The organism is Pelagibacterium lentulum (assembly GCF_003992625.1).
Classification (GTDB): Bacteria; Pseudomonadota; Alphaproteobacteria; order Rhizobiales; family Devosiaceae; genus Pelagibacterium; species Pelagibacterium lentulum.
In genome coordinates this window covers 1-20502 of the sequence record NZ_RZMW01000033.1, presented here as the reverse complement: position 1 = coordinate 20502, position 20502 = coordinate 1, and the positions used below count along the sequence as shown (strand labels likewise).

Sequence of the window (20502 nt, the reverse complement as noted above, 5' to 3'; positions counted from 1 at the left end):
CCCCCGGTTGCGCAAAACGCCAAACCCATTCCCAAAAACCAAGGCAGAAAGCCGCGCGGCATCGAAATCACCTCTCCAGGCCCGTCATGATCCGGCAAACTGGCAAATGCGCACCGGTTAAGCAACTGACACTGCGCTAAAAATCTGGTCGAAATCTGATGACTCGAGACGAAAAAATGTGTCATGTTGCGTGCTGGAGGGGTTCCAGCGAGTGGTCCCCGTTCCTATTGCACGATCCGCAGGAAGACCAGATCTCTTGGGGGACAGTGGAGTGTGCAGAGACGAATATTGAGGGAAATCATGCGTCATTTGAAAAAAGCTCTGACCTTTGCGGTCGCAGCATCGGTACTCACTGCCGCAGCGCCCGCCATTGCGCAGGATGCAAAAATCGGCATGCTCATGGACCTCACCGGTCCAATCGAAAGCCTTGCCCCCCCGATCCTTGCCGGGGCTGAGCTGGCCGTAACTCATGTCAATGACCAGGGTGGCATTCTGGGCGGTCAAACGCTCGAAAGCGTAGTCGCGGACTCGGCCTGTGATGCGACAATGGCATCGAGCGCGGCCGACCGTCTCGTCAACACCGAGCAGGCTACGGCCATTGTCGGTGGCCTGTGCTCGGGCGCAACCATTGGCGGCGCCAACTCAGCAGCCATTCCGGGCAATGTCGTTATGATCTCGCCAGCCTCGACCGCCGGGGCACTCACAACGCTTGACGACAACGATCTTGTGTTCCGTACCACCCCCTCGGATGCCTTCCAGGGTATCAAGCTGGCTGACCTGCTCATCGCCAAGGGTATCGACGAAGTTGCCGTTACCTATCTCAACAACGACTATGGTTCGGGTCTGGCAAGCGATTTCACCGCCCGCTACGAAGAACTCGGCGGCACCATCGCCATCAGCCTTGCCCATGAAGAAGGGCGCGCCGATTATCGCGCCGATCTGGGTTCGCTCGCCGCTTCCGGTGCAATGGACCTGCTGATCATTGCCTACGCATCCGGTTCGGGTCAGACCATTCTGCGCCAGGCTGTGGAAAGCGGTGACTTCACCTCCTTTATCGGCGCTGACGGTATGGTTGGGGACGATCTGTTTGTCGGCATCGATGCGTCGGCCGTCGAAGGCATGTTCGCCACCCGCGCTGGCTCGTTTGAAGGCGAATCTACGCAGGTCTTTGTTGAGTTGGCGACCGAAGCCGGGATTGCACCTGACGCGGTTTACGCTGCACAAGCCTATGACGCGGCCTTCCTTCTGGCCCTTGCCATCGAAAAGAACGGCTCGGCCGATCGTGACGGTCTTTCTGCTGCATTGCGTGAAGTTGCATCTGCTCCCGGTGAGACCATTTACCCGGGCGAATGGGAAAAGGCTGTCGAGCTTATCGCCGCTGGCGAAGACATCAACTATGTCGGCGCCTCGGGCGACCATGAGTTCGACGAGAACGGCGACGTCGAAGGCGTCATCGTGGAATATGTCGTCCAAGGCGGGACTTTTGTTGAAGTCGGGCCTATCGAGTGATAGACGGCACCCAGAGTTGAACAAGCAAAAAGCCTGGGCCCTGTGCCCAGGCTTTTTGTTTGGTTTTTCTCTTGGGAAAAATCGCACCGAAGCGATGTCTTGCCGCCCAACCGTCAGCCGTTGCGATTGACCCTTTCGGGCAGAATGCCTTTTGGCGCAAAGCGCAAAGCAATCGTAATAACGAGGCCAAGCACAAAGACGCGCATCTGGACAGAGCGGCTTTCAATATCAGGGATGCGGCCCCAGCCCATATCGCTGGAGAACATCGAAAGCCATTGGAACAGAGCCTGTGAAAGTGGCTCGGACAGCATCCAGATTATGTAGATGAAAATGCCACCGAAAAGCGCACCAAAATTGTTCCCCGAGCCACCGACGATCAGCATCACCCAGATGATGAAAGTGTGATTGATGGGCTGGTAACTCGACGGGTCATATATCCCGACAAACGAGACCAGCATGGCCCCGCCGATCCCCATAAGCACCGAGCCGAAAACGAATATTTCAAGCTGACGACCGGTGACGTCCTTGCCCATTGAGCCAGCGGCAATATAGTTGTCGCGGATCGCACGCATCATGCGGCCCCAGGGGGCGTTATAAGCACGATGGATCAAAAACAGCGCCACAGCCACAAAGGCGACGACAAGCGCAAGGTACCCGGCGCGGGCATAGATGAAACTCGTTGTCGGGTCGGCGCCCCAAGACTGCCAGGCTTGTGGATTGGGCACCGGCCAGGGAATAGGTGACACCGTAAGTGTGCCGCGAGTGAGCCATTCGACGTTCTTGATCACCGCACGCAGGATTTCGGCAATGCCGATGGTCGCAATAGCCAGGTAATCGGCGCGCAATCCCAGGGAAACCTTGCCCACAAGATAGCCGATACCAGCCGCCAATACACCGCCGAAGGCCCAGCCCAGGATAACCGGCAGGCCCAGCCCGCCAACCCAGCCGGACTCCCGGATGATATAAGTTGCGGCAGGATCCATCTGACTGCGGAAGATTACATAGGCAATGAACCACGCCAGAACGATTACCGTTCCACGCCATTTTCCAGTGATGCCGAACCGCTGAACCCTATGAGCGAAAAAGACAAGAACGGCACCGATAAGAGCTGCGATAAGAGTCTGCCCCAGCATGAGCGGGCCATCCGATTCCCAGAAGGCCATATTGACCGGGAAGGAGACGAAGGTCACGGCGAACCCGCCGACCATCATCATGCCTAGAATGCCGAAATTGAACAGGCCGCCAAAACCCCATTGGATATTGAGGCCCATGGCAATCAGCGCAAAGGCGAAAGCTTCAACCAGCAATCGCACCGTGAACGGTGTTCCCATGAACACGGCCACCGTAACGATCAGCGCAAAAAGCCCGGCGAAAGCCGCAATATAACGGGTGGTCATGTCGAGGCTCCCTTAAAAATCCCGGTCGGCCGCACAAGCAAGACCACGACCAGAATGATGAAGGCGACGGTGAGCTTATATTCGGACTGCACCAGAGCCAGAGACGATGGAATTTCCAGCCATTCGGGGAGATTGTCCCTAAAGGGGCGCAAAAGGACCGCCCAATTAAAGACCGCCATGGTTTCGGCAAAGCCGAGCAAAAAACCTCCGGCGATTGCGCCATAAGCATGGCCAAGACCGCCAACAATCGCCGCGGCAAAGATCGGCAGGACGATGTTGAACGCAAGGTCGGGCTTGAGCGAGACATCAAGCGCCAGCATCGTGCCTGCCATACAGGCCAGCCCCCCGGCAATGATCCAGGTTACACGCACAACCTGCTTGGTATTGATGCCGGAAACCTTTGCCAGGTCGGGATTGTCCGCCATGGCGCGCATACCCTTGCCCAACCGCGAACGGGTGAGGAAGAAATGCAACGCAACCACCGCGATCAGTGTCAGGATTACCAGCAGCAATTGCGGCTCTGTAAACGAGATCGGGCGCGTCGCGCCTTCGATCGGCACATCGATGCGGATCAGTGTCTTGGGCTCGGTATCGAAAAACGAGCGCGTGCTGGTACCGAAAAACAGGCGGATAAGCCCTTGGATCATCATGGTGACACCGATGGAGGCGATCAGAAGCGTCACAGGTCGCGCGCCGCGGGCGCGCAATGGCGCATAAAAGCCCTTGTCGATGCCCAAGGCGATACCGGCGGCAATCACCATGGCAAAGGGCAGGACGATAAAGCCGGTCGGCAGCGGGAAAGCCAGCCCCATCCCGGCAACGAGCGTCGCCAGGACAAAGGCGACGAACCCGCCCATTGTCATCATGTCGCCGTGAGCAAAATGAGCAAATCGCAAGATGCCAAAAATCAGCGTGATCCCGACAGCGCCCAAGGCATAGATCGAGCCTAGAACCACCCCGCCAATCATCACTTGATTGAAAAAGAAAATAAGATCGTTCATCTGACTTGCGCCCTAACCCCCAAGAAAGCTTTTGGCGACATCCGGATCGTCGAGCAATTCCTGCCCCGTTCCAGTGAACCTGTTCTGGCCATTGGCCAGAACAAAGCCCTTGGTCGCAAAGGCAAGCGCCTGTCGCGCGTTCTGTTCAACCATCAGGATACCGACACCGGCCCGATTGATTTTGACCACCTGCTCGAAGATTTCGATCATGTAGCGCGGTGAAAGCCCCGCCGATGGCTCATCGAGCATCAAAAGTTTCGGCTTGCTCATCAGCGCCCGGCCCATGGCCACCATCTGGCGCTGTCCGCCCGAGAGTTCGCCAGCATTCTGTCGCCGCTTGGCCTTGAGATCGGGAAACATTTCATAGACCTCATCAAGCGTATCGGAAATGTCGTCACGCCGGACAAAGGCACCCATTTCAAGGTTTTCATGCACCGTCATCGAGGTGAAGACATTGTGCTCCTGCGGAATGAAGCTCAGCCCCATGGGCACGAGCCGGTCCGCCTCCGAATTGGTGATGTCCTGCCCCGCAAAGGTTACTGAGCCATCCGTAACCGTCAAAAGCCCGAAAATGGCCTTTAGCGTCGTTGACTTGCCGGCCCCGTTGGGCCCGACGATCACCCCGATATCGCTGGCATCGATCGCGATATTGACCCCGTTGAGAATGGGCGCGCCGCCATAGCCTGCCTTGATGTCCTTGAGTTCGACAAGGCTCATTGCACTGCCTCCACCGGACCGCCGAAATAGGCCTCTACAATCATGGGATTGGCCCGCAGCTCTTCCATGGTGCCCTTGGCGATGACCTCGCCCTGCGCCATGACGATCACCGGATCACAGAGCCGCGCGATGAGATCCATGTCATGCTCGATCACAAAGAACGTATAGCCAAGTTCGGAATTCATCCGCTCGATATTGGCGGCAAGATCGTTGAGCAGCGTCTTGTTGACCCCGGCTGCCACTTCGTCGAGCAGCACGACCTTGGCATCCACCATCATGGTGCGCCCAAGCTCCAACAGCTTTTTCTGCCCACCCGACAGATTGCCTGCCAGCTCGTCCTTGACGTGCCCGAGCTTTAGAAAGTCGATGACATCGAGCGCCTTCTGCTTGACTTCAATCTCGCGCGCCCGCGCAATCGAAGGGCGGAACCACAAGGTGCCAAGGCTTTCGCCAGGCTGGTCGCCAGGCACCATCATCAGGTTTTCCAGCGCCGTCATGTTGGAAAATTCATGTGCGATCTGGAAAGTGCGCAGCATGCCCAGCTTGAACAACTGGTGCGGCTTGAGCCCCGTAATGTCCTGACCGTCAAAGATAATCTTGCCGCTTGTCGGCGCGAAATTGCCCGCGACCATGTTGAACAGCGTGGACTTGCCCGCCCCGTTGGGCCCGATTAGCCCTGTTATCGAACCGCGCTCAACCGAGAGCGAGCAGTTCTTGACCGCCATGAGCCCGCCAAACCGTTTGGAGACGTCATGGACCGAAATGACAGCATCAGATGACACCGGTTGATTTACCCCTTGAATCGTGCGCGAAACCGGCGGTTTGCCGACCGCCAGAAAATTTCGCGCATGTGTTCATAACCGCGCGTTGCGGTCAACACCACCCTGGCTCAAAGCGCCGCAAGCACGGCCTGCGCTGTGGAACGATTGCACGCAAAAGGGATGTCGTAAAGTGTTGCCAGCCGAACTAATGCTTTAACATCAACATCATGGGGCATGGCGGAAAGCGGATCGATGAAAAAGATTAGCGCGTCGAGCTGGCCTTCGCAGATCATGGCGCCGAGCTGAGCATCCCCGCCCAAAGGCCCGCTTTTGAGCCGGCTGATCGACAGTCCCGCCCCCTCGGCGACTCGCCCTCCGGTCGTGCCGGTTCCGAAAAGCTCAAATGTTTCAAGCTTTTGCCGATGCTCAAGCGCAAAGGCCACCATATCGTCCTTCTTGTCGTCATGGGCGACAAGCCCGATCTTTTTCATGCCCCTTATGCTCCGCTTTTGTAATGTTGCACGCAATCTATCCCAGAATCGCGTCCCTTAACGCAAACTTGTGCGGCATTTGCGCATAAAAAAAGCCGGAAGAATCCGGCTTTTGAAAACTTGCGCTGATTTATAAAGGTCAGGAGAGCGCGCCTATTACCGCCTCGATGCGTTTTTTCATTGTCGCGGCATCGAACGGCTTGATAATGTAATTGTTGACACCCGATTCAATGGCTTCCTTGACCTGTTCCTTATCGGAGCGACCCGTCGCCATGATGAAGGGCATCGCAGCGGTCCGCGGATGCTTGCGAATGACCTTCAAAAGCGTCAGCCCGTCGACATCATCCATGTTCCAGTCCGAAATGATCAGATCCACATTGGTCTTTTCGAGCTTGGTGAGCGCATCGCGGCCCGACTTGGCTTCGATGATGTCCTTAAAACCGAGCTGGGTGAGAATATACTTGCAGATTCCCCGCATGGACTGCTGATCGTCGACGATCAGAACGCTGACTGCACTGGCCTTTGGCATTGTTACCCCAGATTAGATTGTCCGGGCGAACCGGAAGAAAACCATGAATTTCGCAACACTAATCTCCAAGCGTTACCATTCCCTCAACTTGCGTCCCACAACCCCTGGCAACAGCCCTCTCAGGCCGCCGCCTTGATGCGCATAAGCGCCTGCACCAGTCGTGGCGCGATCTTTTCGATCGACGCCTCCTCGACCACCGCTCCCATTTCAAACGCCACCTTGGGCATGCCGTAAATCAACGCCGAGCCCTTGGCCTGCCCGATGGTAAAGGCACCCGCATCGCGCATCATCTTCATCCCATTGGCTCCGTCGCGCCCCATGCCGGTCAGAATGGCCCCAACCGCTTTCGGTCCGATGACCTTGGCCACCGATTCAAACAACACATCAACGCTGGGCCGATGTCCCGACATCTGCTCGTCCTGGGTCACGCGGCACTTGAGCTGGCCCGAGCTCTTTTCCACCCGCAGGTGAAAATCGCCTGGCGCAATATAGGCATGGCCCACCGCAAGCGGCATGCGGTCCTCGGCCTCCAGCACCGTGACATCGACAAGATCGTTGAGACGGGAGGCAAAGCGCCCGGTGAAGCCCTTGGGCATATGCTGGGCAATGACGATGGGTGGACAATCGGCCGGAAATTGACTGAGAACCTGCCGGATAGCTTCCACCCCACCAGTCGAGGCCCCAATCGCAATCAGCGAACCGGCTGCTGCCGCCGCGGTCTTGATAGGCACATTCGGGGCAGGCGCGCGATGGACACGCGCCTGTACGTCGCTGGCGGCAGCAAAGCGCACCTTTTCGCGCAGCATGATGCCGAAGCGCTCGATACCGCCGGAAAGATCCGAACTGGGTTTTGCGACAAAATCGACAGCGCCCAACTCGAGCGCCAGCATGGTTTCGTTTGCCCCCTTTGTCGTCAGGGTCGAGACCATGACAACGGGCATTGGACGCAGCCGCATGATTTTCTGCAGGAATGCCAGCCCGTTCATATTGGGCATTTCAATATCGAGCGTTACCACATCGGGATTGAGCGCCTTTATCTTGTCGCGCGCATCGAGTGGATCATGGGCCGTGCCCACTACCTTGATGTCGCCATCGGCAGCAAGCGTCTTGCTCAGAACTTCGCGGATCAGTGCGGAATCGTCGACAACCAGAACTTTGATCATGCTGCAGTCCTTGATTTCGCAGTGGGTTTAGGTTGGTAAATGGTCTTGCCCACAAGCTGGTAGCCGTTGGAGACCGCCTGCAGATTTTCCGAATGCCCGATATAGAGAAAGCCATCGGGCGCGAGCACCTGCCCCAGCCTGTCAAACAATGTTCCTTGAGTAGGCTTGTCGAAATAAATAGCCACGTTTCGGCAAAAGATCGCGTCGAACGGACCTTTGACCGGCCAGGGTTCGATGAGATTGAGCAGCTTGAAGGTTACAAGCCCGTGCGCTGCGCGCGGAATACGAATGTTTCCATCGCCGGTCTTTTCGAAAAGCGCCACGCGCTCGGACGACAATCCGTTCAACTCGCCCACCGGATAAGTCCCCGTAGAAGCCTTCGCGACCACGCCGGAATCGATATCGGTGGCCAGAATCTTGAAATCCCACCGCGCAAGCTCCGGGAACGCCTTGAGTAGGCACAGCGCAATCGTATAGGGCTCCTGCCCCGTTGAGCAACCCGCAGACCAGATACGCAGGCGCGGCTTGCCGGTGCGGGTCATGCGTGGGGTGCGGGCGATCAGATCGCGGACATGGCCGATCAGATGGTCGAAATGATGATCTTCGCGGAAAAACCGCGTCAGGTTCGTTGTGAGCGCGTTGACGAATTCCTGGTCGTCCTCGGGTGTGCCCCGTGTTTCGAGATAATCGATATAATCGTCAAAGCTCTTTGCACCGAGCGTCCGAACCACCTTGGACAGGCGCGATACAACAAGCGTCCGCTTGGCATCGGACAATGAAATTCCGGCGACCTTGTAAACCCGCTCCCGAATTCGGGTAAATTCACGCGTGCTTAGCGCAATTTCGCCGTGATCCATGTATCCCTTACTCCCCTGCCGGGGACCAGCCCCACTGTCATTTCCTGTATCTGCAAAAGGGCATGTTGATTATGCCCTATTGCCCCAAAGCGTCGGCTTGCCTTGCGGCGACCGTATCCAGTTCCTCGATTTCGCGCTGAGCAGTGTCGATGGACTTGGCACCGGTCTCCAGCGCTGATCCGATCATTGCCGTCTCATCACTTAAATTCAGTAAATGCGCGTCGATCTCTGTCAGCATCTGACCAAGCCGCGTCGCATGCTCTGTCCCCTCGCCGACCTGACTGACGCCTTTCTTAATCAAGGCGCGAATATCCTTGCTCGCGCGGGTGCTGGCCTGGGCCAATTCGCGCACCTCGGCGGCGACCACTGCAAACCCTGCGCCCTTTTCCCCCGCGCGCGCCGCTTCCACCGCCGCATTGAGCGCCAAGAGATTTGTGCGGAACGACACATCTTCGATCCCACTCATCAGCTTGTCGATCTGCTGGGTCAAATGATTGAGTTCGGCCATCGATTGGCCAGCGAGCCGCGCGGCGCTATTGGCATGTTCGGAGGCATCGCGCGCATGGCTACCCATATCGGACACGGCTTTGGTGGCGCTGCGACCGATCTCGATTTCATCACGCGCCGCCTTTGCGGACCGGCGCGCCGCCTCGGTGCCCGCCGTCAGTTTTTCCGAGGCAACGCGGCACAATTCGACAAGTCGGCGCACTTCGGTCAACCGGGCCTGATCGCGCGCCAGAGCCTGGGCATTGGCATCACGCTCCTGCACCAAGCCAGAAAGTGCATGCGCGACCGCCCGCACCTGCGGGGCAAGCCCGGAATTGAGCGTCACAACATCCAGCCGTTCGGGATTTTCACGGCCCTCTGCCAAAGCATCGATGAGCGTCACGCTCCGGTCGAGCGCCTCAAGTCCGGAATTGAGCGCGGCCAGTTCGGGACTATCGGCGATTTCACGAGAGGAAAAGCGAAACCCGGTCTGCCCGCCAACCAGCGCATCGGCAAAGCGCGAAAACGCATCCTCTGCGATTACCATGCCCTCGCGCGAGAGCCCGATCAGCCAGCGCTCGCCGGTAAGCGGCATGCTCGTCACATGCCAGAGCCGGCCAGCAAACCGCACCTGACCATGCCAGAGACTGCGCTCCAGATTTGGCGCCCGGTCGAAGGACGACGACAACATTGACGTATCGGAACCCTCGCCGGACAGCTTTGTAAAGCCAAGGCTTTTGGCCGTTATAGCGCCCTGTGCATCGGTAATAAGAAGTGGCGCCTGAGCGTGCTCAAAGGCCGCCTTATAGGTCAGCGCCCGCTCAAGCCGCTGGCACAGGTTCGCTGCCACCATCTTGATATGATCGATCTCACGCGCCTTTCCGATGGCGCCAGCGCCCACAGCTTCGCCCAGATCGGACAGCGCCTTGCGGTGTTGTGTCTCGCCCCGCCAGGCAATGAATATGGCAAGCCCGGCGCACAGAACGAAAAGCCCGGCAATGGCCGATAGCACGAAAGCTGATGGCCCAGCCCAGGCCCAAAGCGCAAGCGCGGACGCAAGCATGGCCAGCCAAAGCGGCAGCAAGGCTATGACAAGTCGCGTCTGGCGCAAGTTCGGGTCCCAAAGCTCAAAGTGACGAAGCGCAAAGCGCTGTTGAGTCAAACTAGGGGCTTATGGTTAACGCTTGGTTTGCGCCAAGGTAGCCTGGTAAGGCTTTGCTAGTGAATTTGGCGCCGGGGCCGCACAAGCCTTAGCGATAAAACCCAAGCACCTAGAACAATTCGATATCGTCGGCGACCGGCTTGATCTTCTGGCGTGAGGCGATGGCGAGTTCTTCGCGCACCAACCTTGCGTTGTCGGTGCTTTCCAGACGCTTGACGAAGGCCCGTCCTGTCTGCGGCTTGAACATCACCCTGCGTGCAAAGCTGCCGCCCATATCCTCGCTGACGATACGGTAGCCTTCATTTTTCAGGAACTCGCGCACGAACTCGATATTTTTCAGCCCCACATCATTCATGCCCGAATGAATGTTGCCACCGCCAAAGACCTTAAATTCGAGATTGGCCTTCCGGCCGGTTCCCTTGGTCAGCACCATATTGATGAGCTGTTCCATAGCAAAGGCGCCATAGCGCGCTGAATCGCCGTACTTGTCGCGCTGGGAACCAGATTGGGTTGCAAGCAGAAAGTGGTTCATGCCCCCGACCCCGGCCACATTGTCGCGCACGCAGGCGCTGATGCAGGATCCAAGAACGGTGGAGAAGGTCACTTCGTCATTTGCGGCAACCAGACAATCACCCTGATGGACAGTCGTAACAATTCCGCGCGAAAAGGCATTCGGTAATCCGGCTGAAGACATTCCCCGTCTTTATCCCTATCTATCCCCACCCTTTCGGGCAGAGACCTAAAACCCAAAAACGTCAATCCGCATCGCCGTCCCCCTTCCACGGCCGACCATAGCTTACTCTGCAAGCAACGTTCTTTTTCAATCTTAAACTTTCGCGTCCGGTTTGGACCTTAGCGCGCTATTCGTTAGCCATTTGCTAACCCTAACAAGGGCATGAAAGAAGTTGACCGGATTTAGGAAAGCATCGGTTTAGAACTTGCCTTTACATTCGGTATCGACCTTGACCGGGAGCATTGTTGATGGGCTTGCAGAAACTGGCCAGAGAGCTGGAAGAAACCGCACGGCAGACCGCCGAAATGGTTGACGGCATCACGGCAAGCCTTCTGACGCTGGGCGACACCTCGATCGACCCCAATACCGCGCGCTCGACCGCCATCCGCCAGATTGTGGTCGCACTCCAGATGCAGGACCGGATCGAACAGCGCTGCCGCAACATGGCCGACGCGGCCCGGCTCATGGCCGAATTGCACGACCAGATCGACGAGGGCACGACCAAAGACATCTGGTCTGGTCTGACGCTCGACGAACTGCGCGAGGATTCGCTTTCCGGCATTGCCGCCCGCACCAATAGCGGTGAGATCGAGTTTTTCTAGACCACCCGGTCCATGTGCCCGGCGGGCCGGAGCCTTTCAGGCACAAAAACCCCGCACGAAGCGGGGTTTGTTATTTTTGACTGTGGGGAGCGCGATCAGCTGTCGAGCTTGGCGCCGGCAACCACGGCCTGCAAATCGATAAGACCGACCATGCGGCTGTCATGGGTGACAATGCCGTTGAGCAACTCGGTATCGATCGAATTACCTTCCGGAACATTGTGAATATCGTCCTTGGAGACGGTCAGAATGTCGGAAACCGCATCCACCAGAATGCCGATCCACTTGTCGCCAACACTCATCACGACAACGACATGGTTCTTGGTAGGGTTGGTCTTGCCGTCACCGAAGCGCGCGCGCAGATCGAAGATCGGAACGATCGTGCCGCGCAGATTGATGACGCCACGAACATATTCGCGCGTATTGGGCAGGGGCGTCGCGCCGTTCCAGGCGCGGATTTCGCGCACTGTGGTGATTTCCACGCCGTAAACCTGTTCATCGATAGAGAACGCGATCAGCTGCAACGTGTTCTGCGCTGCGGCCGCCCCATCCTGATAGTCGTCACGCATGTCAAGCGCTTCCATCACAAACCTCTTTTGTTACCGGTCTCTCGCCATTCTTGCTGCCGGCAAGTTAGCCCTACGCCGCATTCTGATGGGCGCTGTCCACTTTCAAGCTTTGCACATCAACAATCAACGCAACGTTACCATCGCCAAGGATTGTGCCGCCCGCGATGCCGTCGATGCGCTCGAAATTTTCCTCAAGCGACTTGATCACCACCTGCTGCTGGCCGATGATGTCGTCAACGATGAGCGCGATTTTGGAATTGCCTTCCGCCTCGCACAGAACCACGAAGCGATTATCCTCACTTTGGTCCGAACTCATCTCGAAACGCTGGGCCAGATCGACCACCTGCACATATTCGCCCCGCACCTGCAATACCCGGCCGCCCGAGGGCATGTAACCGAAATCGGCGCGGGAATTCTGAATGGTTTCCACGATCGAGGATAGCGGGATGACGTAGGGCGAGGTTGCGACCTTGACCAGCATCACATCGAGCACCGCAAGGGTCAAAGGCAAGCGCAAGGTCATGCGCGTACCCTTGCCCGTCCAGCTCCGCACATGCACCGAGCCGCCGATCTTCTTGATGTTGGACAAAACAACGTCCATGCCCACGCCACGCCCGGAAATATCGGAAACCTCCGAGGCCGTCGAAAAGCCCGGCGCAAAGATCAAATTGTCGATCTGCTCGTCGGTCAATTGCTGATCGGGGGCAACCACACCGCGCTCGCGCGCAATCTCGAGCACACGCTCGCGATTGATACCCTGCCCGTCATCTTCCACGATGATAAGGATGTTGCCGCCGGCCTGCTCGGCGGAAAGCCGTATGGTGCCGGTTTCAGGCTTGCCAGCGGCAAGACGCTTCTCGATGCCTTCAACACCATGATCGGCCGAGTTGCGCACCATATGGGTCAATGGATCGGAAAGCTGTTCGATGATCGTCTTGTCGATTTCGGTGTTTTCACCGATAGTTTCGAGCTTGATCTTCTTGCCGGTTTTCGATGCCAGTTCGCGCACCAGCCGCGGCATGCGCGAAAACACCGATTTGACCGGCTGCGCGCGGATCGCCATCACCGCATCCTGTAGCCCGCGCGTTGTCTGGGCCAGAACCTCGACCCCGCGCACAAGCTCCTGATAGCGGTCGCGGATCGCATCGTCCATCTGCTGGGTCAGCATCGACTGGGTAATAACAAGCTCGCCCACCATATTGACCACACGGTCGACCTTGTCGAGATCGACACGGATCGACTGCATGCCCGCAGGCCGGCCCGAACTGGTTGAACTCTCCTCGCCGGCCTCGCTTGCAACAGCGGGCCTGGCTGGTGTCAAAGGCTTGACCGCTGCAACGGCAGGCGCCGGACTTTCGAGATCGTCGGGTTCGCCGGTGGGCACGAATTTGCGCTCCGCCTTGGCCTGTTCGGCCAGATCGGCAAAGCTGGGCAGGTCGTCATCATCGGACGGGGCTACCGCTGGCGCTAAAGTCACACCCTCGCGCTTCTCGATCCCGATTTCGCAATCGCCATCGACAAATTCGAAAACTTCGCGGATCGCCTCTTCGTTGGCCTTGTCCGAAACCAGCTCTATCATCCAGGTACAATAGACCCCGAATGGCTCGAACTGGCCGAGACTGGGCAATTGCGTCAGTTCGGCATGGACCGTGGAATCGCCTAAAAGCGCCAGTTCACGGAACAGCAGCAGCGGATCGTTCGCACGCTCGTAAAGGCTGGAAAACGGCTTGAACGTGACCTGCCAGACTGTCAGGTCCTCCTGGGAAGACCCGACCGCCGAAAGCGGTGCGCTGGCGTCAAGATTGACGGCAACGGGGGTAAAATCGATATCGAACTCGTCCAGGTCATCCCCGGCGGCAGAGCCAGCCGATCCACCCGCCTCCCCGCGCGCCAGAGCGTCAAAACTCGCTTTTTCCGTTGCGCCGTAATCGGGTGCAAGCGTGATGCCGTCGCGCGCAGCGCCAACAAAATCCGCAACAAGGTCGATCGAACGGATGCAAAGGGTGATAACGTCTTCGGTCAACTCCACCCGGCCATCGCGTACATAGTCGAGCAGCGTTTCAAAGCTGTGGGCAAACTTGACAAGCCCGTCAAAGCCGAAAGCTCCGCCACCGCCCTTGATCGAGTGAATTGCGCGAAAGACTGCGTTGAGACGGTCCGCGCTGCGGTCTCCATCCTGAATGGCAATAAACTGCTCTTCCAGCTCCAGGAGCAGTTCGGAACATTCGTCGAAATATGTAGCCTTGAATTCGTCGAGATCACTCATTGTGGCTCACAGGACCGGAGTTTAGGAAAATGCTAGTGGACGACTTTATGGATCACGCTAATGAGCTTTTCGGGGTCGAACGGTTTCACGATCCAGCCTGTACCGCCCGCTGCCCGGCCCTGATCACGCTTATCCTGGCTCGTTTCTGTCGTCAGAATAAGGATCGGCAGACTTTGATGACGCCCCGAGGCACGCACATTCTTGATGAATTCGATCCCGTCCATGACCGGCATGTTGATATCGGTAATAACGATATCGACCTCTTCGTTTTCGAGCACCTCGAGGCCAATCTGACCATTTTCAGCCTGCAACACCTCAAACCCTGCATTGGTGAGGGTATGGTGCAGCATCGCGAGGATGGTTCGTGAATCATCGACAGTAAGAACGCGCATTTACACTTTATCCTTTGAGCACAGGTTCGAAAGCCGACTTCAGCCCGAGCTTTTCGATCGCGCCAACCATGACGTTGCTCGGCGCGGAAATTGAAAAACTGAAACTGGCCTGCCGCGCCGTCTCCGCCGCGCTCAACAGCATGAGCAATGCGTTTGTCGAAACACGTTCGACCGCATCGGCGGTCACATCCACCGGTCCGGCATGAAGGGCGTCAATAAGCTTCTCGCGAATGTCGTCCAAAGCATCCAGATCGACAATCGGCGGCAAGGCTACCGATTGAACTTGAGACTTCGGCATTGATGGCAAGGCTCCCAAACCCATGTTGAATTTGGCGCCAGTTTGTCCATTAAGCGTTTAAGAATTCCTAACCATAAGGCCCCCGGCGCGCTAATTTTTTCAACCGCCCCTGTCGGCGTCACCTTTGGCCGCACGTCCTTGCCCCATGCGCGATGGAGGATGGGCATGAAACAAGTGTATTATGGGTGGGTGATCGTTGCGGCGGGCGCCGTGATCACATGTGTTGCCATGGGCGCGATGTTTGCGCTCCCGGTCTATCTTCAACCCATTGCCGAGGAAACCGGCTGGACACGGGCCGGCATTTCCACCGCCATGACAATCGGTTTTATCGTCATGGGTGTGGCCGGTTTTGGCTGGGGCACGCTGAGCGATCGCATCGGCGCGCGCCCCGTGGTTCTTGTGGCGGCACTCATTTTGGGTATCGGGCTTGCGATTGCCAGTCAAACCCGGCATCTGGTGCTCTTCCAGCTTGCCTATGGCGGCCTGATCGGCGCTGCGGGCGGCGCGTTTTTCGCGCCCCTGATGGCCACAACGGTTGGCTGGTTCGACAAACATCGCAGCCTTGCCGTTTCGCTGGTCTCGGTTGGCGCTGGCGTAGCGCCCATGATTGTCACCCCTTTTGCCAGCCTTCTGATCGAAACCTTTGGCTGGCGCAGCGCCATGATGATGACGGCAATCGGCGCCACGACCCTGCTGCTGCCCGCAGGGCTTTTGATCCGGCGCGCACCGGCGGCCCCTGCACAAGCCGAGCCTTTATCGCGAAGCGATGTCGCCCCACGACAGCCGACACCGCAAGGCGGCATGGCCGCATTGCGAACCCCCCAATTCATCATTTTAGCGGCAACATTCTTTTTATGCTGCGCTGCCCATTCCGGCCCGATTTTCCACACCATCAGCTACGCCATGCTGTGCGGGATACCGGCTCTTGCTGCCGCCTCGATCTATAGTGTTGAGGGCGTGGCCGGGCTGTTCGGGCGGCTTGCCTTTGGCGTGGCCGCCGACCGGTTGGGCGTGAAAAAGGTGCTGATCGCCGGACTGGCTTTGCAGTCAATCGGGATCTACGCCTATATCTATGTCACACAGCTGAGCGATTTTTATATGCTGGCGGTCGTTCTGGGCATTGCTTACGGCGGGGTCATGCCGCTTTATGCTGTTCTCGCGCGCGACTATTTCGGCCCCCATGTTATGGGCACCGTGCTTGGCGCAGCAACCATGGTCTCATCGATCGGCATGGCGTTCGGCCCGGTCGGAGGCGGTTGGCTCTTTGATACTTATGGCAGCTATCACTGGCTCTATATCGCTTCAGCCGCAATTGGCCTTGCTGCCGCAGCCATGGCGCTGGCCTTTCCACCCGCCAAGAGCGACGCGGAACAAGAGGCTGGCGATCCCCAGAAAGCGTGAAAGACGCGGGCGCTACGGGACGTGTTCCGGGGCTTTATTTTCGACCTGGAGCGCGCCGGGCAAAAATCCGTCACGACACCAGGACATTGCCTGCAAAGCCGAGATCGACGGCCTCATAACTGCCAGGCGACCAGACCGGCTTGCGGTCCTTGTCCACCAGCAATGCACGGACACCTTCTGCAAAATCGGGGCGCAGACACATGGCCTTGGCCAGAACCAGATCGAGCGCCAGCACCGCTTTGATTGAACGTTGGCGCCGCGCCTGCCGGTGCGAGGTTAGAATTACGGCGAGGCTTGTAGGGCAAGACGAAGCGAACTTGTGGACCATGGCAGCCGCCGCCGGATCGCCGTCCTCGGCAAGCGCTTCAAGCTCGGCGACAAGCCCGCCAATATCGGACGCCGAAAAGACCGGCGCGAGCGTATCGGCAAATGAAAGAAAATTTGCCGGCCCCGGATCGATCGACTCCCCCTGAAGCGTGGAAACGATAGCCGTATCCACTTCTCCGGCCTGCGCGCAATCGATAAGGCGCCGCCGCAATTGCGGCAGATAGTTTTGCGGCACCATCGTATCGGACAGGCCGAGCGCAATGGCGTCGGCTGCTTCAATGGCTTGACCGCTCAGCAAGAAGGCGAGCGCACGCGGCTCGGGCGCCCGCGCCAGAATGGCGTTGACCCCGACATCGCAGAAAAAACCGATCGCGGCTTCGGGCATGGCAAACCGGCTGGTCGGCGTTGCGATGCGATAGCGCGCATGGCTCGAAAGCCCGATACCGCCGCCCATGACGATGCCATCCTGCAACGCGATAATGGGCTTGGCATAGGTAGCGATAAGCCCGTTCATTTCATATTCGGCAGCGAAAAATCCATGCGCAGCCTCGATATCGCCATCGAGCACCGCCGCGCGCACCGCGCGCACATCGCCGCCGGCGCAAAGCCCCTTTTCGCCCCGCCCCTCGATCAAAACGCAGCGCACCTTGTCGTCGGTCTGCCAGTCGTAAAGCGCTTTCTTGATCGTTTCGATCATGGCGCCATTGAGTGCGTTGATCGCCTGGGGGCGATCAAGGCAGATGATGCCCATTGCGCCATCAACGGCAATCTCGATTTCAGCGCTCAAACGATCAGCCATACCTGTCCTTGCCCTTCCAGGTGATTCTAGAGGCTACGCATATTTTCCAAAGCGTCCCAAACGCCTATCTTGGCACTTAAATCCAATAATCAGAACCCAAGAAAATGCACGATTTCGGCCATTTCACTGGAACCAAACTTGGGCTAGTAAAGCGGCCAGCATAAAAATCCGTTTGAAAGACAAAAATCGCCTCATGAATGCCATCACCAAAACCGGCCTCGCGAGGGATCTCGCCGAACGCGCCCGAACGGGCAAACCAATCCGGCTCGGGATTATTGGCTCGGGCGAAATGGGTACCGATCTCGTCACTCAGGTCTCGCTGATGGAGGGCATCGAGATCGCGGCGATCTCCACACGCCGCCCCCATACAGCAATAGCGGCCATGGACATCGCCTATGGCCTCGACAACGCCATGGGCGAAATCGTCGATACGCCTGCAGCGCTCAACAAGGCGGTCGAGAACGGCCAGATTGCCGTGACCAGCGACACAACCCTGATCGTGACGAGCGAACATGTTGATGTCGTGATCGATGCCACAGGCAAACCCGGCGTTGCTGCAGATTTCTGCCTGATGGCCATGGAGCACGGCAAGCATCTGGTGATGATGAATGTAGAGGCTGATGTCACCATTGGCCCCTATCTCAAGGCACAGGCCGACCGGCTGGGCGTCATCTATAGCGTGGGCGCGGGCGATGAGCCGTCCTCGTGCATGGAACTGATCGAGTTCACGTCCGCGCTCGGGCTCGAAATCGTTGCCGCAGGCAAAGGCAAGAACAATCCGCTCAACCACGACGCCGTGCCCGCCGATTATGAGGAAGAAGCCAATCGCCGCAACATGAGTGCGCGCATTCTGGTTGAGTTTGTCGACGGCTCGAAAACCATGGTGGAAATGGCGGCCATCGCCAACGCGACTGGGCTATTGCCCGATATACCGGGGATGCACGGACCCGATGCAGACCGGGAAGGCCTCGCAAAAATCCTGATCCCCAAAGCTGATGGCGGCATACTCAACGGCACAGGTGTTGTCGACTACACAATCGGCAAGGGCGTGGCGCCGGGGGTTTTCGTGGTCGCCAAGGCCCATCACCCGCGCGTCATTGAGCGCATGGACGACCTTCATGTCGGTGTTGGGCCCTATTACGGCTTTTTCCGCCCCTATCACCTGACCAGCCTTGAAGTGCCGCTGACCGCAGCCCGCATCATGCTGTACGGCAAACCCGATATGGTGCCACTGCCAAAGCCGGTGGCCGAAGTCTGCGCGGTCGCCAAGCGCGACCTGGCGCCGGGTACCCCGCTCGACGCGATCGGAGAGACCTGCTACCGCTCCTTTGTGATGACACTGGGCGACGCAAGGGCCAAGGCGGCAATGCCGGTCGGGCTGCTTGAAGGGGGAACGGTGACTGCGCCAATCAAAAAGGGCGAACTGTTCACATCCGCAAACTGCACCGCCGATAAAAGCACCAACCTTTTCCGGATGCGGCAGGCGCAAGATGCCATGTTTGCACAAGAGGCATAGGCCATGAAAAAAGGGAGCATGGCGGCCATGCTCCCTTTTGGTTTGTCCGGGGCTGAATAAAGCCGATCAGAATTCGGACCAGTCGGTATCGAGAGCTGCATTTCCCTGGCTGAGATAGGCCTGCTTGGCCTTTTGCTGTGTCTTTTGCACTGCCTTGGCACCAGCAGCGGGAGCGGCGGGCTTGGCTTCAGGCTTTTTGGACACCAGCCCATTGGCTGCCGTCTTTGCCTTGGCCTGCAGCGCGTGGATATCGTGCTTGCCGGCAAGCTTGAAGATATCGACAATGCCATCGAGCGTGGACGCCTGCTCTTCGGTCTGGGCAATCGCAGCATTGGTTTGTTCAACCAGCGCCGCATTGTGCTGGGTCATTTCGTCCATCTGCTGGACCGCAACATTGACCTCTTCGATTGCCGATGCCTGAGCCTGGCTCTGCTTGGCGATCTCTTCCATCAGCAGGGTATTGGCACGGGCGGTTTCAACCATGACGCCAAGTTTATCGGCAACCTGGGCCACCAGTTTGGAGCCCCCATCCACTTCATTGGCGCTCTGCTCGATCAGCGCCTTGACCTCCGAGGAGGCTTCCGCTGCCGATTGGGCAAGACGGCGCACTTCAACCGCGACAACCGCAAACCCCTTGCCAGCTTCCCCGGCCCGCGCCGCTTCAACCGAAGCGTTCAGCGCCAAAAGATTGGTCTGGAACGCGATGTCATCGATCATCTTGATGATGTCGGAGACCTTGGCCGAAGACGTTGTGATCCGCTCCATGGCCAGCGTGGCTTCGCCCATCACCTGCCCGCCCTCTTCGGCGGCATTGGTAACGGTCAATGCTGTCGCGCTGGCTTCCTGGGCCCGCTTGGCATTTTCCAGAACCGTTGTGGCAAGCTGTTCCATGGCGCCAGAGGTTTCCTCAATCGTTGCCGCCTGACGGGTCGTGCGTTCGGACAGATCGTTGGCGCCCGAAAGGATTTCCTCGGTTGCGATCTTGAGCGCCCGCGAGGTCGTGCGCAACTGACCCACAATATCGGACAATTTGTCGGCCACCGCATTGGTATCGTCCCGAAGCTGGGCAAAGGCGCCCTCATATTCGCCTTCGACACGGCGCGTCAGATCGGTCTGGGCCAGCGCCCCAAGCACCGAAACGGTTTCGCCAAGGCCCCGGTCGACAGTCTCGACAAGCGTATTGACCCCTTGCGCCAACCCGTTGAGTTCGGCATCGGCAAATTGTGCATCCACCCGATGGCTGAAATCGCCCTTGGCCGCCGCATCGACAACCGCGCCAAAGGCCGACTGCAACTCGCCCATCATCTTGCGCCGCGCTTGTTCGTCCGCAATGATCCGGGCCGCTTCCGCCTCGGTCATCTCGGCAACCTTGAGCCCGTTCTGGCGGAAAACTTCCACCGCCCGCGCCATATCCCCAACCTCGTTGGAATTGGCGGTATAGGGAACCTCAACGTCGAACCTGTTCTGCGCAATGTCATCCATCACACGAGAAAGCTTCGGGATCGGACGCGAAACCAAACGCGCGGCAA

Annotated in this window: 20 protein-coding genes; 4 read left to right on the top strand and 16 right to left on the bottom strand. The window is 58.1% G+C overall.

Annotated elements, in window-relative coordinates; translation table 11 throughout:
• Nucleotides 1-300 precede the first annotated feature (300 nt).
• Nucleotides 301-1509, top strand: coding sequence for an ABC transporter substrate-binding protein (locus EO133_RS09670; RefSeq protein ID WP_127072449.1), 1209 nt, complete (start codon nt 301-303; stop codon nt 1507-1509).
• Nucleotides 1510-1622: 113 nt separating this feature from the next.
• Here the strand turns inward: EO133_RS09670 and EO133_RS09665 are convergent, their stop codons facing one another.
• The 10 genes from EO133_RS09665 to EO133_RS09620 form a co-directional block, all read right to left on the bottom strand.
• A complete protein-coding gene (locus tag EO133_RS09665; protein ID WP_127072448.1) occupies nt 1623-2906 on the bottom strand; it encodes a branched-chain amino acid ABC transporter permease in 1284 nt (427 codons plus the stop codon).
• Nucleotides 2903-3907, bottom strand: coding sequence for a branched-chain amino acid ABC transporter permease (locus EO133_RS09660; protein WP_127072447.1), 1005 nt, complete (start codon nt 3905-3907; stop codon nt 2903-2905). Before EO133_RS09660 ends, EO133_RS09665 begins: the two co-directional genes overlap by 4 nt.
• Nucleotides 3908-3919: 12 nt before the next feature.
• On the bottom strand, nt 3920-4624 hold the full coding sequence (locus EO133_RS09655) for an ABC transporter ATP-binding protein (protein WP_127072446.1): 705 nt from the start codon (nt 4622-4624) through the stop codon (nt 3920-3922).
• Nucleotides 4621-5406, bottom strand: coding sequence for an ABC transporter ATP-binding protein (locus EO133_RS09650; protein ID WP_244640545.1), 786 nt, complete (start codon nt 5404-5406; stop codon nt 4621-4623). Before EO133_RS09650 ends, EO133_RS09655 begins: the two co-directional genes overlap by 4 nt.
• 107 nt (nt 5407-5513) lie before the next feature.
• Nucleotides 5514-5885 (bottom strand): methylglyoxal synthase, encoded by a 372-nt coding sequence (locus EO133_RS09645; protein ID WP_127072558.1) that lies wholly within the window; start codon nt 5883-5885, stop codon nt 5514-5516.
• 130 nt (nt 5886-6015) lie between these two features.
• Nucleotides 6016-6405, bottom strand: a complete 390-nt coding sequence (locus EO133_RS09640; RefSeq protein WP_127072445.1) for a response regulator — start codon at nt 6403-6405, stop codon at nt 6016-6018.
• Nucleotides 6406-6524: 119 nt separating this feature from the next.
• Nucleotides 6525-7568 (bottom strand): protein-glutamate methylesterase/protein-glutamine glutaminase, encoded by a 1044-nt coding sequence (locus EO133_RS09635; protein WP_127072444.1) that lies wholly within the window; start codon nt 7566-7568, stop codon nt 6525-6527.
• Nucleotides 7565-8425 (bottom strand): CheR family methyltransferase, encoded by an 861-nt coding sequence (locus EO133_RS09630; protein WP_127072443.1) that lies wholly within the window; start codon nt 8423-8425, stop codon nt 7565-7567. The genes EO133_RS09635 and EO133_RS09630 overlap by 4 nt, the downstream gene beginning before the upstream one ends.
• A gap of 76 nt (nt 8426-8501) precedes the next feature.
• A complete protein-coding gene (locus EO133_RS09625; protein WP_127072442.1) occupies nt 8502-10022 on the bottom strand; it encodes a methyl-accepting chemotaxis protein in 1521 nt (506 codons plus the stop codon).
• Nucleotides 10023-10182: 160 nt separating this feature from the next.
• Entirely contained in the window at nt 10183-10767 is a 585-nt protein-coding gene (locus EO133_RS09620) for a chemoreceptor glutamine deamidase CheD (RefSeq protein ID WP_127072441.1), read from the bottom strand.
• Nucleotides 10768-11054: 287 nt separating this feature from the next.
• Between EO133_RS09620 and EO133_RS09615 the strand changes: the two genes are divergently transcribed.
• Nucleotides 11055-11408 carry a hypothetical protein gene (locus EO133_RS09615; protein ID WP_127072440.1) on the top strand — a complete coding sequence of 118 codons (354 nt, stop codon included), beginning with the start codon at nt 11055-11057 and terminating at the stop codon, nt 11406-11408.
• A gap of 95 nt (nt 11409-11503) precedes the next feature.
• Here the strand turns inward: EO133_RS09615 and EO133_RS09610 are convergent, their stop codons facing one another.
• Genes EO133_RS09610 through EO133_RS09595 form a run of 4 tightly spaced genes read right to left on the bottom strand, consistent with a single transcriptional unit; the run spans nt 11504 to nt 14930 of the window.
• Nucleotides 11504-11989 (bottom strand): chemotaxis protein CheW, encoded by a 486-nt coding sequence (locus EO133_RS09610; RefSeq protein ID WP_127072439.1) that lies wholly within the window; start codon nt 11987-11989, stop codon nt 11504-11506.
• A 55-nt stretch (nt 11990-12044) separates the two neighbouring features.
• Complete coding sequence (locus EO133_RS09605) at nt 12045-14240, bottom strand: chemotaxis protein CheA (protein WP_127072438.1); 2196 nt, start codon at nt 14238-14240, stop codon at nt 12045-12047.
• Nucleotides 14241-14272: 32 nt separating this feature from the next.
• A complete protein-coding gene (locus EO133_RS09600) occupies nt 14273-14632 on the bottom strand; it encodes a response regulator (RefSeq protein ID WP_127072437.1) in 360 nt (119 codons plus the stop codon).
• Between the two features lie 7 nt (nt 14633-14639).
• Nucleotides 14640-14930: an STAS domain-containing protein gene (locus EO133_RS09595; RefSeq protein ID WP_164734961.1), complete on the bottom strand. Its 291-nt coding sequence runs from the start codon at nt 14928-14930 to the stop codon at nt 14640-14642.
• Between the two features lie 165 nt (nt 14931-15095).
• On the opposite strand from EO133_RS09595, the gene EO133_RS09590 reads away from it, so the two are divergent.
• Entirely contained in the window at nt 15096-16331 is a 1236-nt protein-coding gene (locus EO133_RS09590) for an MFS transporter (RefSeq protein ID WP_127072435.1), read from the top strand.
• Between the two features lie 70 nt (nt 16332-16401).
• Here EO133_RS09590 and EO133_RS09585 read toward each other — a convergent pair whose 3' ends face one another.
• Complete coding sequence (locus EO133_RS09585) at nt 16402-17457, bottom strand: enoyl-CoA hydratase/isomerase family protein (RefSeq protein ID WP_127072434.1); 1056 nt, start codon at nt 17455-17457, stop codon at nt 16402-16404.
• 193 nt (nt 17458-17650) lie between these two features.
• Here EO133_RS09585 and EO133_RS09580 point away from each other — a divergent pair, with 193 nt between their 5' ends.
• Nucleotides 17651-18973 (top strand): NAD(P)H-dependent oxidoreductase, encoded by a 1323-nt coding sequence (locus EO133_RS09580; RefSeq protein ID WP_127072433.1) that lies wholly within the window; start codon nt 17651-17653, stop codon nt 18971-18973.
• Nucleotides 18974-19039: 66 nt separating this feature from the next.
• Here EO133_RS09580 and EO133_RS09575 read toward each other — a convergent pair.
• Nucleotides 19040-20502 (bottom strand): methyl-accepting chemotaxis protein (locus EO133_RS09575; RefSeq protein ID WP_164734960.1); only part of this gene is annotated, 1463 nt, incomplete at its 5' end.